The sequence below is a fragment of the Janthinobacterium sp. GW821-FHT03C10 genome, from assembly GCF_059420865.1.
In genome coordinates this window covers 72988-88067 of the sequence record NZ_JBWKUN010000010.1, presented here as the reverse complement: position 1 = coordinate 88067, position 15080 = coordinate 72988, and the positions used below count along the sequence as shown (strand labels likewise).

Annotated in this window: 17 protein-coding genes and 1 pseudogene; 11 read left to right on the top strand and 7 right to left on the bottom strand. The window is 61.8% G+C overall.

The features are described from left to right. The first annotated feature begins 101 nt into the window (after positions 1-101). From AC07VH_RS26480 to AC07VH_RS26460, 5 genes are all read left to right on the top strand, one after another. Positions 102-671, top strand: a complete 570-nt coding sequence (locus AC07VH_RS26480; RefSeq protein WP_494789231.1) for a phasin family protein — start codon at positions 102-104, stop codon at positions 669-671. Positions 672-808: 137 nt separating this feature from the next. After that, entirely contained in the window at positions 809-1480 is a 672-nt protein-coding gene (locus tag AC07VH_RS26475; RefSeq protein WP_034758777.1) for a TetR/AcrR family transcriptional regulator, read from the top strand. 41 nt (positions 1481-1521) lie between these two features. After that, a complete protein-coding gene (locus AC07VH_RS26470) occupies positions 1522-2295 on the top strand; it encodes a tetratricopeptide repeat protein (RefSeq protein WP_489628218.1) in 774 nt (257 codons plus the stop codon). An 11-nt stretch (positions 2296-2306) separates the two neighbouring features. Next, entirely contained in the window at positions 2307-2852 is a 546-nt protein-coding gene (locus AC07VH_RS26465; protein WP_489630869.1) for an LOG family protein, read from the top strand. A 345-nt stretch (positions 2853-3197) separates the two neighbouring features. Further along, entirely contained in the window at positions 3198-3794 is a 597-nt protein-coding gene (locus tag AC07VH_RS26460) for a PEP-CTERM sorting domain-containing protein (RefSeq protein WP_475413657.1), read from the top strand. A 137-nt stretch (positions 3795-3931) separates the two neighbouring features. On the opposite strand, the gene AC07VH_RS26455 is transcribed toward AC07VH_RS26460, so the two are convergent. The 3 genes from AC07VH_RS26455 to AC07VH_RS26445 form a co-directional block, all read right to left on the bottom strand. Beyond that, positions 3932-4444: a YgjP-like metallopeptidase domain-containing protein gene (locus AC07VH_RS26455; RefSeq protein WP_070304061.1), complete on the bottom strand. Its 513-nt coding sequence runs from the start codon at positions 4442-4444 to the stop codon at positions 3932-3934. A gap of 155 nt (positions 4445-4599) precedes the next feature. Further along, a complete protein-coding gene (locus AC07VH_RS26450; RefSeq protein WP_475413655.1) occupies positions 4600-4998 on the bottom strand; it encodes a KGG domain-containing protein in 399 nt (132 codons plus the stop codon). Between the two features lie 48 nt (positions 4999-5046). Beyond that, positions 5047-5559: a phasin family protein gene (locus AC07VH_RS26445; RefSeq protein WP_475413654.1), complete on the bottom strand. Its 513-nt coding sequence runs from the start codon at positions 5557-5559 to the stop codon at positions 5047-5049. A 345-nt stretch (positions 5560-5904) separates the two neighbouring features. Here AC07VH_RS26445 and purU point away from each other — a divergent pair, with 345 nt between their 5' ends. Together purU and AC07VH_RS26435 are read left to right on the top strand one after the other, a co-directional pair. Continuing rightward, positions 5905-6786, top strand: a complete 882-nt coding sequence (purU, locus tag AC07VH_RS26440) for a formyltetrahydrofolate deformylase (protein WP_494789230.1) — start codon at positions 5905-5907, stop codon at positions 6784-6786. A gap of 39 nt (positions 6787-6825) precedes the next feature. Next, complete coding sequence (locus AC07VH_RS26435) at positions 6826-7368, top strand: YaeQ family protein (RefSeq protein ID WP_070291303.1); 543 nt, start codon at positions 6826-6828, stop codon at positions 7366-7368. Between the two features lie 60 nt (positions 7369-7428). Here the strand turns inward: AC07VH_RS26435 and AC07VH_RS26430 are convergent, their stop codons facing one another. Next, complete coding sequence (locus AC07VH_RS26430; protein WP_494789229.1) at positions 7429-8214, bottom strand: head GIN domain-containing protein; 786 nt, start codon at positions 8212-8214, stop codon at positions 7429-7431. Positions 8215-8400: 186 nt separating this feature from the next. Here AC07VH_RS26430 and AC07VH_RS26425 point away from each other — a divergent pair, with 186 nt between their 5' ends. Continuing rightward, the gene (locus AC07VH_RS26425; protein WP_475413651.1) at positions 8401-9036 is read left to right on the top strand and encodes a class I SAM-dependent rRNA methyltransferase; all 636 of its coding nucleotides are present in this window, start codon (positions 8401-8403) and stop codon (positions 9034-9036) included. 76 nt (positions 9037-9112) lie between these two features. After that, a pseudogene (locus AC07VH_RS26420) lies at positions 9113-10486 on the top strand (IS3 family transposase). A 127-nt stretch (positions 10487-10613) separates the two neighbouring features. On the opposite strand, the gene AC07VH_RS26415 reads toward AC07VH_RS26420, so the two are convergent. Both AC07VH_RS26415 and AC07VH_RS26410 read right to left on the bottom strand, forming a co-directional pair. After that, on the bottom strand, positions 10614-11891 hold the full coding sequence (locus AC07VH_RS26415) for a c-type cytochrome (protein ID WP_494789465.1): 1278 nt from the start codon (positions 11889-11891) through the stop codon (positions 10614-10616). Next, positions 11888-12616 (bottom strand): c-type cytochrome, encoded by a 729-nt coding sequence (locus tag AC07VH_RS26410; protein WP_494789466.1) that lies wholly within the window; start codon positions 12614-12616, stop codon positions 11888-11890. Before AC07VH_RS26410 ends, AC07VH_RS26415 begins: the two co-directional genes overlap by 4 nt. A gap of 152 nt (positions 12617-12768) precedes the next feature. Between AC07VH_RS26410 and AC07VH_RS26405 the strand changes: the two genes are divergently transcribed. Then, a complete protein-coding gene (locus AC07VH_RS26405; protein ID WP_489628213.1) occupies positions 12769-14181 on the top strand; it encodes an aminotransferase-like domain-containing protein in 1413 nt (470 codons plus the stop codon). A gap of 90 nt (positions 14182-14271) precedes the next feature. Further along, a complete protein-coding gene (locus AC07VH_RS26400) occupies positions 14272-14619 on the top strand; it encodes a DUF4870 domain-containing protein (protein ID WP_494789467.1) in 348 nt (115 codons plus the stop codon). A gap of 21 nt (positions 14620-14640) precedes the next feature. On the opposite strand, the gene AC07VH_RS26395 is transcribed toward AC07VH_RS26400, so the two are convergent. Continuing rightward, on the bottom strand, positions 14641-15069 hold the full coding sequence (locus tag AC07VH_RS26395; RefSeq protein ID WP_494789468.1) for an SMI1/KNR4 family protein: 429 nt from the start codon (positions 15067-15069) through the stop codon (positions 14641-14643). Positions 15070-15080: the final 11 nt, after the last annotated feature.

The following is a 15080-nucleotide window of genomic DNA, read 5'->3' as shown; positions in this document are numbered from 1 at the left end:
GGCGCAGTTCGCTATCGAATTAGACTCCCGTCTCTAGTTTTGCTCACTAGAATAAAAATATCCATGAAGTGGCATGGCCTTTCACATGACGGGAGCTGGCGATGGTGAAGAAATTGAAGGAACTGGCGGAAGACACGGAATTGGCGAGCGCCGTGCGCTCGTCCGCGCAGCAGATCTGGCAGGCGGGCCTGGGCGCCTTCGCCAAGGCGCAGGAAGAGGGCGGACGCGTGTTTTCCCGGCTGGTGAAGGAGGGCACGGAATTCCAGAAGCGGGCCGAAGACAAGGTGGCCGATGTCAGCGGCAGCGTCGGCAAGCTGGCCGACGGCGTGGGCAAGCAGGCCAGCGGTTCCTGGGACAAGCTGGAACAGGTGTTCGAAGAGCGCGTGGCGCGGGCGCTGGCCACCATCGGCGTGCCCATGCAACACGATATCGCCGCGCTGCACGCGAGGATCGATGCCTTGAACGTGCAGGTGGCGGCGCTGTCGGCCAAGGCCGCGCCGGCGGCCAAGCCGAAGGCCGTGGCCAAGCCCGCCGTGAAGGCGGCGCCGAAAACAGCGCCGAAAACAGCCGTCGCCAAGGCCCCGGCCAAGCCCGCGAGCAAGCCGGTGAACAAACCCGCTGGCAAACTCGCCGCCAGGCCGGCGGCGAAGAAAAAAGCGCCGGCCGCCTGAGCTGGCGCAGCATTCCTCCAGCCTGCTTGCGCAGGCTTTTTTTGTCTGCCTTATTCGCCGGCGCCATGGGGCGGAGTGTTTCATTACGGCTATCTTAGGTGGTATGCTTGAGGCAGAACACAGAGAGATTGCCCGCCATGCTACAAAAAGCACCACGCCGTACCCGCGAACGCATCCTGGAGTTGTCGCTGCGCCTGTTCAATGAGTTTGGTGAGCCGAATATCACGACGACCGTGATTGCGGAAGAGATGAACATTTCGCCGGGAAACCTGTATTACCACTTCCGTAACAAGGACGACATCGTCAACTCGATCTTCGTCCAGTTCGAGGCGGAAATCGAACGCATCCTCACCGTGCCCGACGGGCGCCGCTCGAATATCGAGGACGTCTGGCTGTACCTGCACCTGATGTTCGAACTGATCTGGCGCTACCGCTTTTTCTATCGCGACCTCAACGATTTGTTGTCGCGCAACCGCAAGCTGGAATTGCACTTCAAGCTGATCCTGGCCCACAAGATCAAGGTGGCCACGCAGCTGTGCGAAGATTTGCGCAGCGAACAGTCGCTCGAGGCGTCGGACATGGAAGTGGCTGCCATGGCGACGAATATGGTCGTCGTCGCCACCTACTGGCTGTCGTACGAGTACGTGCGCAACCCGCGCAAGTACAGCGAGCAGCAATCGATGTCCGATGCGCTGGCGCGCGGCTGCTACCAGGTGCTGTCCCTGATCGGGCCCTATTTGCGCAATGAAACGCATTTGCTGTTTCGCAAACTGTCGGAAGAGTATGTGACCAAACTCAAGAACGACTGACACGGCTGCTGGCGCCGCGTCGTCATTTACAGGAGAGAGATATGGCTTGGCAACAATTTCCCTATCCGGACGCTGCATATGTCTACACGCCGCAATCCCTGGAAGCGGCCTGGTCGCGCCTGCATGCGGGCGACGTGGAACCGTTTCCCACGCACCCGGCGCTGCTGCAGGCCTGGCTGGCCTTCCATGCGGGCGACTTCGAGCGTGCCGTGAAGCTGGGCCTGGCCGTCGGCGTGCCCGGCTATGCGGTCGCGCACAAGGCCACCTGCATCTATGCCACGCACCTGGAAGTGGACGACAGCCAGAAACTCGACATGTACGAAGAAGTGGCCGAGCGCTGCGAGCGCCAGCAGAGCGAGCAGCCGGACAATCCGGCCGGCTACTACTGGCATGCCTACAGCCTGGGCCGCTACGCGCTGGGCACGTCCGTCGTCAAGGCCCTGGCGCAGGGCATGGGGGCGCGCGTGCGCAACAGCCTGGACCGCACGATGACGGTGGCGCCCATGCATGCGGAAGCGCATATCGCGTTTGGGATTTATCATACGGAAATTATCGACAAGGTCGGCGCCATGATCGGCAGCCTGACCTACGGCGCCAACAAGGAAGACGGCTACCAGCACTTCAAGACGGCGCTGGCCCTGACGCCCCATTCGGCGCTGGCGCACAGCGAATATGCGCGCGCGTTGAATATGCTCGATGGAAAGAAAAAGCTGGCGGAAGCGCTGGCCCTGTATGAAAAGGCGGCCCAGTGCGTGGCACTGGACGCCAAGGAACGCCTCGAGGTCGAGGCGGCGATCGATGAATTGAAAGGCTAGGGATTACTGTGATCAAGGCTTTATGTGTGTACTGTGGCGCCAACGCGGGCGTCTCGCCGGACTATGCCGTGGCGGCGCGCGAACTGGCGCGCGTGCTGGTGGCGGAAAATATCTCGCTCGTGTATGGCGGCGGCAAGGTGGGTTTGATGGGCGTGATCGCCGATGAAGTACTGCGCCTGGGCGGCGAGGTGACGGGCGTGATTCCCACCCAGCTGGTGGAGCGCGAAGTGGGCCACATGGGCTTGACGCGCCAGTTCATCGTGAAGGATATGCATGAGCGCAAGGCGATGATGGCCAGCCTGTCCGATGCCTTCATCGCCATGCCCGGCGGCTATGGCACGCTGGAAGAGCTGTTCGAGATGCTCACGTGGGCCCAGCTGGGCTTGCACGCCAAGCCCATCGGCTTGCTCAATGTCGACCGTTTTTATGACGGCTTGATCGCCTTTGTGCAAAACGGCAAGGAGCAGGGCTTCATCCGCCCGCAGCACGCGGCGTTCCTGAATGCCGACGCCGATCCTGCAGCGCTGGTGCTGCGTCTGAAGGAGTGTGCGCCGTAATTCCGTTTTTGCCTGGCACCGCGATCCTTGCCGGCCAACTAGTTTTCCTGCCGCTTGAAGAAGGCCATGCGCACTGCATGGCTTTTTTATTTCCGCACGGGAAAACTGATCGGGCTTGGTGATTTAATTAATAAAAATATGGCAAAAAAATTACTATGTTGGCATGTTTTTTTGAAAATGAAGATGCTTTTCAGGCATGGGTGTGGTCTACTGGCAGGGTTCAAAAGTTAGGAATATCGGACACCGACGAGCGTTGTACAGACTCCCCAAAAAAGGTGCCGACCCGTTTCAAGTTGCCACAGCCACGCTACTTCATCATCTCGAAAGGATGCTATTTTGAAACCTATGACCCTCTTGCGAGCGACCGCTGTCGCCGCCATTCTCGCCGCCTCCGCTGGTGCCCAGGCACAGACCACCACGATCACCTTCGATCCGCTGGAGCAAGCCGGCTACTTTGCTTCCACCTTCAAATCCTATTCCGAAGGCGGCTACAATTTCGACAGCAGCTGGTTAGGCTTGCTGAGTTCGGCACACCAGGACAGTTTCGCCTATGCCGGCTCGGCCGGTCTCGGTGCGACGCCCCTGTCGACGACCACCCTGAGCCGTGCCGATGGCGCCGCATTCTCGCTGAGCTCGATCAGCCTGGCCGACTTCGTCAGCTTGCCCGGTTCCTTTGACGTGACCTTCGTCGGCCACCAGGTGGGCGGCGGCACGGTGACCCAGACCTTCACCCTCGGTGGCGGCCACACCTTCGCCGACTACACGTTCACGGGTTTCAGCAATCTGCTGTCGGCCACGTGGCGCGAAGGCGCCTTGCACACCTTCCAGGTCGATAATATCGCCGCCACTGTCAGCGCCGTGCCGGAACCGGCGACCTATGGCATGCTGCTGGGCGGGCTGGGCCTGCTGGGCTTCATGCTTCGCCGCAAGAACGCCGCCTGAGCCTGAACATGGCGCCGGCCATGCCGACGCATCAGGAAAAATGCCGCCCTGTGTATGCCGGGCGGCATTTTTACGTGGACGTCATGACCAGGACGTCATGACCAGGACTTCACGAACAGGATTTCACGACCAGGATTTCACGACCACAGGCGCTGGCCAGACAGGTCGAGCTGGGTCAGGTACAGGCGCACGTCGAATTCGTACTGGTGGTATTGCGGTTCCATATATGTGCACAGCTTGTAGAAGGCCTTGTCGTGCTGTTTTTCCTTGACGTGCGCCAGTTCGTGCACGGCGATCATGCGCAGGAATTCCAGCGGCACTTCCTTGAACATGGTGGCCACGCGGATTTCATGCTTGGCCTTGAGCTTGCCTCCCTGCACGCGCGAAATCGAGGTGTGCAGGCCCAGCGCATGCTGGATCACGTGGATCTTGCTGTCGAACGCCACTTTGTTGATGGGCTCGGCATTACGCAGGAATTCATTCTTCAAGTCCTGCACATACTGGTACAGCGATTTGTCGTTGCGCACGTCGTGCGCGTTCGGATAGCGTTTTAACAGGACCTCGCCCAGTTTGTCTTGGGCGATCAGTTGCTGCACTTGCGCTTGCGTTTGTTCGGAATAGGCGCTCAGGTATTTCAGGGATGGCTGCATGCGGGGAAGGGCGGGGCGGGGCGCGGCGGTGTCGGTAAGGCGAGAATGTACCATACCGCCGTGCCCGGCGCTGCGCCATCCCCTGCACGGGGCCGCCAAGCCCCGTGCCTTCCTGCGCCTTGTGCGTCAAGCCGCGCTGGGCCCTGCCTGCCCCGTCAGCCCTTGTCGTCCTCGTCCTTGCCGCCCTGCCGGCCGGTGCGGCCCTGCTCGCTGCCGCCGCTGCGCGCCGCCGTGCTGCTGCGGTTTTCATTGGCGCGCTGGGCCGATTGCCGGCTTTCGCCGCCTTTCCTGCCGATTTCCGCCATGTGTTCGCGGTTGCGGCTGACGGCTTCGCCGCCTTTCTGCCCGGCCCGGCGTGCTTCTTCCGAGTCGAATTCATGCGCCGTGCCCTTTTGATGGGCTGCCTGGCCGCCCTTGCTGGCAATTTCGCGTTGCTGTTCCTCATTCATGGCGGCGAAACCGCGCTTGCTCGTGCCTTTGGCGCTGCCCGATTCGCCGGCCTTCTGGCTGCTGCCAGCGCCTTTGCCCTGTTCATTACCTTGATTGCTAGCCATGTCGCTCTCCTTGCTGTCGAGTGGGGGTCAAGTGGTCTATGCAGGCGCTCAACGCGCCTGATCGGATTGCCTGTTGGTATCGTGGCTGCGGCCCGCGCCGTCGCGGTGGCCCGTGGCGTGCATTTTTTCGATCATTTCACGCTGGCGCTGCGTGGCTTTTTCCGTTTCCTCCGCCGTCTTGCGCACCACTTCGTCAGCGAAGGCCACGGCCGTGCGGCTCGTTTCGGGCAAGTGGTTCTCTGCCGTGCGGTTCATCTCGACATTGGCGTTGGCGACGAGATTGCCGAGCTGCTGCTGGTACTGGCGCAGCTTGTGGCTGCCGGGCTGCAACTGGCCGGCGGCCAGCGACATGAACTCGCCCGTGTCGCGCGCGCCCAGCAGTTGCTGGCTGGCGTTGCTCCACTCGTGCAGCAAGTCTTGCGCCAGCCGCAGATGCAGCTCGCTCAATTGCTGCGCCGTATCGAACATCTTGCGCGATAATTCCGTGGCGAAATTGCACTGGGCCTCGAGATGGGACTTCAGGGCCGGGCTGAGACTGGGAAAAATACTGTTTGTGAACATGTTCTACCTCAATGAAAAGCGGATCCAGAAAACATCCGGTGCACCGGATGCGGCGTATGGTGAAACAAGCAAAGAGATAGACGCCGGATGGCGTGCCAGGTTCCACGCCAGGTACCGGTTTGGCGCGAGAATAAGGCCTGGCAGAAGGAAAAATGCGATGACTTTGCGCCAGATCAAATGAACGTCAATCCGCTTGGCGTCGCCGGCAGCCATGCTGCTTGTGCGGAAAATGCAGGTTTACAGGCCCGGCCGTGCGACAATAGCCGGCTCGCGGCAGCGCAGCCGATGGCCGGCGCGCGTGGCTGAGCCGAGCATAGCCCTAATTTTTTGCCTTATTCCGCGACCATGACGCATCCCGAATACATCCTGACCCTGTCCTGCCTGGACCAGCGCGGCATCGTGCACCGCGTCTCCGGCTTCCTGGCCGATCACGGCTGCAACATCCTCGATTCCGCCCAGTTCGGCGACCAGGAATCCCAGCTGTTCTTCATGCGCGTGCATTTCGCGCTGGAAGACGGCGCCGTCAGCGACGCCCAGTTGCGCAGCGACTTCGCCGCCTTGTCGCAAGTCATGCAGCGCAATGGCCAATTCAATGGCCAACTGCACGATGCGCGCGTCAAGCCGCGCGTCATGCTGATGGTGTCGAAGATCGGCCATTGCCTGAACGATTTGCTGTTCCGCTACAAGAGCGGCTTGCTGAACGTGGAAATTCCCGCCATCGTGTCGAACCACATGGAGTTCTACCAGCTGGCGGCCAGCTACAATATTCCCTTCCATCATCTGCCGCTGGCGGCCGGCGCGCCGGAAGCGGCCAAGCTGGCGCAGGAAGCGAAGATCATCGAGCTGATGGACACGCACAAGATCGACCTGGTGGTGCTGGCGCGTTACATGCAGATCCTGTCGCCCGGCCTGTGCCAGGCGCTTGACGGCCGCGCCATCAATATCCACCATTCCTTCCTGCCCAGCTTCAAGGGCGCCAAACCGTATGCGCAGGCGCATCACCGCGGCGTCAAGCTGATCGGCGCGACGGCGCATTTCGTCACGGGCGACCTGGACGAAGGCCCGATCATCGAGCAGGACGTCGAGCGCGTCGACCATGCGATGGATGCGGAAACCCTGACGGCCATCGGCCGCGACGTCGAGTGCGTGGTGCTGGCGCGCGCCGTGAAATGGTTCGTCGAGCACCGCATCCTGAAAAATGGCGACAAGACGGTGGTTTTCCGCTGATACCGGCTTCATTATTCACTTTACCGAGACAGAAACACGATGGCCCTCAAAGCAACAATTTTCAAAGCCGATCTGCAGATCGCCGACATGGACCGCAATTACTACCAGGATCACGCGCTGACCCTGGCGCGCCACCCGTCCGAGACGGATGAGCGCATGATGGTGCGCCTGCTGGCGTTCGCCATCCACGCCGACGAGGCGCTGACCTTCACCAAGGGCCTGTTCGATACGGAAGAGCCCGACCTGTGGCAGAAGGATTTGACGGGCGCCATCCAGCTGTGGATCGAAGTGGGCCAGCCGGACGAAAAGCGCATCCTGAAGGCCTGCGGCCGTTCGGAGCAGGTCATCGTCTACAGCTATGGCGCAACCAGCCACATCTGGTGGAAGCAGATCGCGAACAAGCTGGAACGGGCGAAGAACTTGACCGTGATCAACCTGCCATCCGAGGCGGCGCAAGACATGAGCAAGCTGGCGCAGCGCACCATGCAGCTGCAATGCACGATCCAGGATGGCCAGATCTGGCTGACGGACAGCGTCAACACCGTGCTGATCGACCGCGAACCGGTCAAGCCGGCACGCTGATGTTGACTGTCTGAAACGCAAAAAGCCCGGATCGCTCCGGGCTTTTTGCATTGTGATTGATCAATTCGGCGCGCTGCCGAGGTGCTTGATGCTGCTCGACCGCTGCATGCTGCGGCTGATGCGCGGGTCGCCGTAGTAGCTGACTTCGCCCGAGCCGCCGATGCTGATGGTCAGCTCATCCTTGGCCCACACTTGCGCCTCCCCCGAGCCGCCGATGCTTACCTGCACCGCGCGCGCGGCCAGGCGGCCCGCCTGGATATTGCCCGAGCCGCCGATCGAGGCCGTCAGCTGCTCCGTCCTGCCGCTGGCCTTGAAGCTGCCGCTGCCGCCGATGGCGATGGAAACCTGGCGGCTGTCGAGGTCGCGCGCGTTGATGGAGCCGGAGCCGCCCACGTCGAAGCGCAGATTCTCGGCGCGCAAGCCCGTTGCCGTGATGTTGCCCGAGCCGCCCACGCTGACGCGTTCCACCTGGCGCGCCTGGATGACGATGGTCAGGCTGCTCTGGCGGAAGCTGGCGTTGCGCTTGGCGGGGCGGATGCGCAGGGTGCCGTTTTCCACGGCCGTGTCGATCAGCGGCAGGATATTGTCGTCGGCTTCGATGGTGACGCTGTCCGTGTTGCCGATGCGCAGCTCGACCGTGCCCGGCACGTTCAGCGCCACGGCATGGAAACTGCCCACTTCGCGCGTCTGCTTTTGCAGCTTGCCGCTGCCCTGGATGCTGTTGCCGGCAATCCAGTCGAGCGGCGAGGCCAGCGCCGGCGCGGCCGGGATGGCCAGCGCGCAGGCGGCCAGCAGCAGGGCGGCCGCGGCGCTGGCGTGACGGCGGTGGAAAAGTGGCTGTGTCATTCTTGCTCCCTGTTTTGAATTGGACTGCGTGCATGGTATGCCAGCCGGCCGCGCCAGCGTAGCGCGCTGCGACAGACTGCGCCGGCAGCGGCATGGAATGCAGGAGGATGCGACAGGATGGCATGAGGTATGATGTCGGTGGGACATACGACGAGCGGCACGCGCCGCTCACACTACTGGAATTACATGCTGATCATCACCATCAAACAGGGCAAGGAAAAGAGCTTGCTGGGCCAATCGTGGATTTACGCGTCCGCGATTGAAAAAGTCGAAGGCAAGCCGCAGGAAAAAATGAAGCCCGGCTCGACGGCCATCGTGCAGAGTTCTTCGAAACAATTCATCGCCCGCGCCGCCTACAATTCGAAGTCGCAGATCCGCGCGCGCATCTGGAGCTTCAAGGAAGACGAACCGGTCGACCACGCGCTGATCAAGCGCAGGGTCAAGGCCGCCATCGAGAAAAAACTGCCCGCCATCAAGAAGGCGGGCGACAACCAGCTGCTGACGCTGATCAAGGGCGAGGACGAGGGTTTGCCCGGCCTGGTGGTGCAGCTGTTCGGCGGCGTGCCAGGTTACCTGATCTGCGAATTCAACGCCGGCGGCGTCGATGCGTGGAAAGTAGCCATCGTACAATCGCTGATGGCGTCCACCGGCTGCGTCAACGTGTACGAGCGCTGCGACGACCTGATGCGCAAAGGCGAAGGCTTGCCCCTGATCGACGGCGCCCTGGCCGGCGAGGAGCCGCCCGATGAAGTCATGCTGACGGACAACGGCGTGCGCTATGCGCTGGACCTCAAGACTGGGCACAAGAGCAAGTTCCGCTGAGGATTGCTGCTTGCGATGAAAAAACCGGCGCTTGAACTGAACCCCAAAAGTTGGACACCAACTTTTGGGGTTTTTCATGTCGAAGTACAGTGAGCAATTTAAACTCAGCATTATCGAGCAATATTTGTCCGGTTCTGTGGGGGTATAAACAGATTGCCGACAAGCACAATCTTCATCATTCAACTGTGAGATTGTGGATTAAATTGCATGCAGCGCATGGCATTGACGGTCTGGTAAAAAAGTTCAGCCATTACACTGCAGAGTTCAAGCTCTCCGTGTTGCAGCATATGTGGTCCGCTGATTTGTCTTGCTGGCAAGTCGCTGCCGTATTCAATATCCGCAATCGCGGCATCATCAGTCATTGGGAGCGCTGCTATCATAGCGGTGGTCTAGAAGCCCTGATTCCACGCACACGTGGAAAGCCCAAGCAAATGCCCTTACTACCACCTACAGAGCCGTCCGAATCCCTTCCGGATCCCGCAGAACGCACCCACGACGAATTGGTCGCTGAGGTCAACCAATTGCGCATGGAGGTAGCTTACCTAAAAAAGTTAGAAGCCTTAGCTCAAGCGCAGAAGCGGCAAAGTACGACAATGCGCAAAAAACGCAAGTAGTTACTGAGCTAAGGCAGTATTTCCCGTTGAGCGCATTGCTTGAGCTCGCTGGCATACCACGCAGTACCTTCTACTATCAGCAGAAAGCAGCTCAGGCATGTGACAAATATGCAGGACTGAAGAAGCAGATCGCTGCCATCTATGCTCGCCACAAGGGGCGGTATGGCTACCGGCGCATCACTTTGGCCATCAGACAATTGGGCGAGAAGGTCAACCACAAGACCGTTCAAAGCCTGATGCGCAAGCTCGGCCTCAAGTCGCTGGTCCGGCCCAAAAAGTATCGGTCGTACAAAGGAGAGGTCGGACAAGCAGCGCCGCATATCCTGAAGCGATGCTTCGAGGCCAATGGCGCCAATCAAAAATGGGTGACGGATGTGACGGAGTTCAAGGTGCGCGGCGAGAAGCTGTACCTCTCGCCGGTCATGGATTTGTACAACGGTGAAATCATTGCATTTGAGACCTCAAGGCATCCAGAGTTCGCATTGGTTGGCAGCATGCTCAGGAAGGCTTTGAAAAAGCTCACGCACGATGAGAGGCCCATCGTGCATTCGGATCAAGGCTGGCAATACCGAATGCCGGCTTATCAGCGTGCCTTACAAGAAAAAAAAGTGGTGCAGAGCATGTCGCGTAAAGGGAACTGTCTTGACAACGCGGCCATGGAAAGCTTCTTCGCTGTGCTCAAGACAGAGTTCTTCTATCTGAACAAGTTCGGCAGCGTCGATGAACTACAACGCGGCATCAAAAAGTACATCCACTACTATAATCACGACCGCATCAAGCTCAAGCTAAAAGGGCTGAGTCCCGTGCAATACAGAACTCAGCCCTGGGCAACCTAGCAAACTAAACCGTCCAACTATGTGGGGTCAGTTCAGCTTTGCCGGTTTTTTTACGAGCTCACCCGTTAAATGAGTGCTGGGGTCAGACCCGGCGGGTCTGACCCCGGATTTCCGCTGCGTTACTCGATTATTCCAGCGGCACGCTGCGGTATTTATTCACTTCCAGTGCAGAAACCGCCGGCGCATCGTTGCCCCACGAGGCCCGCAGATACGTCACCACGGCCGCCACTTCCGTATCATCCATGACGGGGCCGAACGGCGGCATGCCGTAGGGGCGCGGGTTGCCGGAGGTTCCGGGCGCGAAGCCGCCGTTCAGCACGAGGCGGATGGCGTTGACGGCCGACTGCGTCGTCAGCGCGCGGTTGCCGGCCAGCGGCGGGTAGCCGGGCGGCAGGCCCTTGCCGTCGGCCTGGTGGCAGCTTGCGCATTGCGCTTCATACAGTTTTGCGCCCAGCGCCAGTTGCTGCCGGGCTTGCTCCGACGTGTCGCGCGGCGTCCGTGGTGCGGGTTGCGCCGGGCCGGGCAGGCTTTTCAGGTACACGGCCATCGCCTGCACGTCGGCGCCGCTCATGTGCTGCAGGCTTTGCCGCACCACCTCGGCCATCGGGCCGAAGACGGTGGCGCGCGGCGAGACACCCGTTTGCAGCAATTCCACGATATGCGCCGTGTCCCAGTCGCCCAGGCCCGCTTCCGCGTCCGACGTCAGCGAGGGCGCATACCAGCCCAGCACGGGGATCAGGCCGCCCGACAGGCCGTCGTCGCTGCCGCCCAGGGTGGTGCGGCTGCTATGGCAGGCGCTGCAGTGGCCCAGGCCCTGCACCAGGTAGGCGCCCCGGTTCCATTCCATGCTTTTGCCCGTCAGCGGCTGGTACACGCCAGGCTTGAAATACAAGGCGCGCCAGGCGGCCAGCGCGATCTGCTGGTTGTAGGGGAAGCGCAGCGCGTGCGGCGCGTTCGTCTGTTTGTGCGGCGGCACGCTCTGGAAATACGCATACAGGGCGTCGCTGTCTTCGCGCCGCACCTTGGTGTAGCTGGTGTAGGGAAAGGCCGGATACAGCAGGCGGCCGTCCTTCGACTTGCCGTTGTGGATGGCGCGCCAGAAATCGTCGGCCGTCCAGCTGCCGATGCCCGTTTCCTTGTCCGCCGTGATGTTGGGCGAGAGCACCTTGCCGAACGGCGTCTGCAAGGCCCGTCCGCCCGCGTACGGCACGCCGCCGCGCGTCGTGTGGCAGGCCATGCAGTCGCCCGCCTTGGCCAGGTAGGCGCCGCGCGCGACCAGCTGTTCCTGGCTCAGGGTGCTGGCAACGGCGGGCGGGCCCATGTCGTCGTCTGGCCACAGCAGGAATTTGGCGCTGCCGCCGGCGATCAGTACCAGGCCGGCAGCCGCGATCATCCATTTTTTCATGGAGCCACCTGCGCGCTGGAGCCGGGCACGCCGCCGCAATGCAGGGGCAAGGGCAGGGCGATAGCGCTGGCGGGGCGGGCGTCGGCGCTGGCCACCTGTGTGCCCAGCCAGGCGGAGACGGCGCCCACGTCCGCGTCGGACAGGCGCTGCGCCACGTGCGCCATGCAGTCGGGCGCGTGGGCGCGGCGGATGCCGTTCTTCCAGGCGCCCAGCTGGGCGTTGATATAGTCGCGCGGCAAGCCCAGCAAGCCGGGGATGGCGGGCGCCACGCCGGCCAGCTTCTCGCCGTGGCAGGCGATGCAGGCGGGAATCTTCTTACTCGCATCGCCATGCAGCACCAGCTGCTTGCCGCGCGCCAGGGCCATCGTGCCGGCGCTGCTGGGCTGGGCCGGCGGCGGGGCCGGGTGCTGCGCCGCAAAATACTCGGCGATTTCGCGCAGGTAATCGTCGGGCAAGTGCTCGACCATGTAGTTCATCATCGGATACTGGCGCCGTCCCTCGCGAAAGTTCAGCAGCTGGTTGTACAGGTAGCCTGAAGGCTTGCCGGCGATGCGGGGAAAGAAGGCGTCGTGGCGTTCCTTCGGCGCATGGCAGGCCGTGCACGCCTTGATGCGCTGCTCCAGGCTGTCGTGGCTGGCGGAAACGGTGGCCGGCGCGGCCAGCGCCATGCCGGGCCAGGCGATAGCCAGGGCCAGCACCAGCACGGGAGGGGAATGCAGTAGCATGGAACGTTGCATGGGAAAATAACCTGTCTCGTCGGTCGATATGGCGTGCCGGTGTTGCTGCCCGGATGTTGTTACCCTAGCATATACCGGGTGCTGTCACTGTGACAGGATCAGTTGTGCAAAAAAACTACGGATCAGTTTGAGGAGCAGGGTTGAAACGATACGAGGAAATGGCGGAAGAAGTCGCCGCCATGATAGCCACGCAGCTGTTGCTGCCTGGCGATAAATTGCCGTCCGTGCGCCAGCAGCATGCGCGCAGGGGCGTGAGCCCGTCGACGGTGTTCCAGGCGTATTATTTGCTCGAAGCGCGCGGCATGATCGTCTCGCGTCCCCGCTCCGGCTATTACGTGGCGCCGCAGCGCGCCGCGCTGGCACCCGAGCCGGACAGTTCCCACCCGCTCGACGCCAGCACCACCGTCGACGTCAGCGACCTCGTGTTCGAGGTGCTGGGCGCCGTGGGCGCGCGCGATATCGTCCCGTTCGGCTCGGCCTTTCCCAGCCCGCACCTGTTTCCGATGGAAAGGCTGGCGCGGGCCGTCTCGGCCAGCATGCGCCGCCTCGACCCGTGGAGCACCGTCACCGATTTATCCCTGGGCAATGCGGAACTGCGCCGCCAGATCGCCCTGCGCTACCAGCTCGACGGCGTGCCCGTTTCCAGCGACGATATCGTCATCACGAATGGAGCGCTGGAAGCGCTGAACCTGTGCCTGCAAGCCGTCACGCGGCCCGGCGACACGGTGCTGATCGAGTCGCCCAGCTTCTATGCCTGCCTGCAGGCGTTGCAGCGGCTGGAACTCAAGGCGGTGGAAATTGCCACCAGCCCCCGCGACGGCGTCGACCTGGCGGCGCTGGAAGAGTTGCTGCAGCGCCACCAGCCCAAGGCATGCTGGCTGATGACGAGTTTCCAGAACCCGCTGGGCAGCCTGATGCCGCCGGAAAAGAAGCGCGCGCTGGTGGAACTGCTGGCGCGCCATGGCGTGCCGCTGATCGAGGATGACGTGTATGGCGAGCTGTATTTCGGCAAGCAGCGCCCGGGCCTGACGAAAAGCCACGACGGCGCGGGCCTCGTCATGCATTGCAGCTCGTTTTCGAAGACCCTGGCGCCCGGTTTCCGGCTGGGCTGGGCCGTTGCAGGCCGCTACGCGCGCCAGGTCGAGCGCCTGAAGCTGACGACGAGCCTGTCGGCGCCGATCCCGCTGCAGATGGCGCTGGCCGACTACCTGGCGCAGGGCGGCTACGACCGGCATTTGCGCCAGCTGCGGCTGACCCTGGCGGCGCAGCAAAACACCATGCTGCAAGCGATTGCCGTGCATTTTCCGCCCGGCACGCGGGTCACGCGGCCGCAGGGCGGCTATTTCGTCTGGGTCGAGATGCCGGTGGGCATCGATGCGCTGGCCTTGCACCGCAGCGCGCTGGCGGCCGGCATCAGCATCGCGCCCGGCCCCATCTTTTCCGCCACGCGCGCGTTTCGCCACTGCATCCGCCTCAATTACGGCCACCCGTGGAGCCCGCAGCTGGAAGCGGCCATCGCCACCCTGGGCCGGCTGGCGCTGGCGGCGGCATGAAAAAAAGTCCCTTGCGGCAGCAAGTGTTTCATTCCAAAAAGAAATATTACTGTTATATTGATGTATCTATAACTAATGATGGGAATGATAATGGATAACACGCAGCCGGAAGTGGGTCGTACGCAAGATACGACGATCGCCATCCTGTCCCATATTGGCGGCCTGTTCACCAGCTGGGTGGCGCCGCTGATCATTTACTTGATCAAGAAGGACGATGCGGACAGGTTCTCGGCCGAGAATGCCCGCGAAGCGCTCAATTTCCAGATCACCCTGATTCTCTGGTACATCGTCTGCTTCATCCTGACTTTCGTCATCATCGGCATTTTCATGTTCTGGCTGGTGGCGCTGGGCAATCTGGTGTTTTCCATCATTGCCGCAGTCAAGGCCAGCAATGGCGTCGTCTACCGCTATCCGCTGACCTGGCGTCCCGTCAAATAAGCTGGCGCCGGCCGCCGGGTTTTATCCCGGGCGGCCGGGCAGTATCAGGAATGATGCAAAGTCGGGCGCCACCGCGGTGGCGGTCCCCGTTTCGTGCGACCACAGCACGACCACCGGCTCGCCCGTGGGTCCCGTTTGCGCATAATCAAAACAATAGTAATCGCCCGTGCCAAACTGGGCAAAGGGCAGCAGGGCGCTGGCATCGTCACCGTTCGCGCCCGTATTCTCCAGCCATTCCTGCCAGCTCGTGCGGTAATGGCGTTCTATCGATTCCCACGTCTTGCGCGCATTGGCCGCGTCGTAGACGGGAAACACGCTCAAGGCGCCCAGCGCGCGGCCATTGTTGACCAATAACCATTGTACGTAGGACGGGGGCAGGGATCGCCCCAGCGCCTGTTCGGCGGCGGCGATCGCGTCAGGCGTGGTGCCGATGGACTTGTTCTTGCTCATGTGGCTGGAAG

Excerpts from the sequence above, each read along its gene's own strand:
- AC07VH_RS26400 (WP_494789467.1), top strand. The coding sequence starts at position 14,272 with ATGGATAACACGCAGCCGGAAGTGGGTCGTACGCAAGATACGACGATC.
- AC07VH_RS26475 (WP_034758777.1), top strand. The coding sequence starts at position 809 with ATGCTACAAAAAGCACCACGCCGTACCCGCGAACGCATCCTGGAGTTG.
- AC07VH_RS26460 (WP_475413657.1), top strand. The coding sequence starts at position 3,198 with ATGACCCTCTTGCGAGCGACCGCTGTCGCCGCCATTCTCGCCGCCTCC.
- AC07VH_RS26410 (WP_494789466.1), bottom strand. The coding sequence starts at position 12,616 with ATGCTACTGCATTCCCCTCCCGTGCTGGTGCTGGCCCTGGCTATCGCC.
- AC07VH_RS26470 (WP_489628218.1), top strand. The coding sequence starts at position 1,522 with ATGGCTTGGCAACAATTTCCCTATCCGGACGCTGCATATGTCTACACG.
- AC07VH_RS26395 (WP_494789468.1), bottom strand. The coding sequence starts at position 15,069 with ATGAGCAAGAACAAGTCCATCGGCACCACGCCTGACGCGATCGCCGCC.
- AC07VH_RS26455 (WP_070304061.1), bottom strand. The coding sequence starts at position 4,444 with ATGCAGCCATCCCTGAAATACCTGAGCGCCTATTCCGAACAAACGCAA.
- AC07VH_RS26425 (WP_475413651.1), top strand. The coding sequence starts at position 8,401 with ATGCTGATCATCACCATCAAACAGGGCAAGGAAAAGAGCTTGCTGGGC.
- AC07VH_RS26450 (WP_475413655.1), bottom strand. The coding sequence starts at position 4,998 with ATGGCTAGCAATCAAGGTAATGAACAGGGCAAAGGCGCTGGCAGCAGC.
- AC07VH_RS26435 (WP_070291303.1), top strand. The coding sequence starts at position 6,826 with ATGGCCCTCAAAGCAACAATTTTCAAAGCCGATCTGCAGATCGCCGAC.
- AC07VH_RS26480 (WP_494789231.1), top strand. The coding sequence starts at position 102 with ATGGTGAAGAAATTGAAGGAACTGGCGGAAGACACGGAATTGGCGAGC.
- AC07VH_RS26415 (WP_494789465.1), bottom strand. The coding sequence starts at position 11,891 with ATGAAAAAATGGATGATCGCGGCTGCCGGCCTGGTACTGATCGCCGGC.
- AC07VH_RS26430 (WP_494789229.1), bottom strand. The coding sequence starts at position 8,214 with ATGACACAGCCACTTTTCCACCGCCGTCACGCCAGCGCCGCGGCCGCC.
- AC07VH_RS26445 (WP_475413654.1), bottom strand. The coding sequence starts at position 5,559 with ATGTTCACAAACAGTATTTTTCCCAGTCTCAGCCCGGCCCTGAAGTCC.
- purU (WP_494789230.1), top strand. The coding sequence starts at position 5,905 with ATGACGCATCCCGAATACATCCTGACCCTGTCCTGCCTGGACCAGCGC.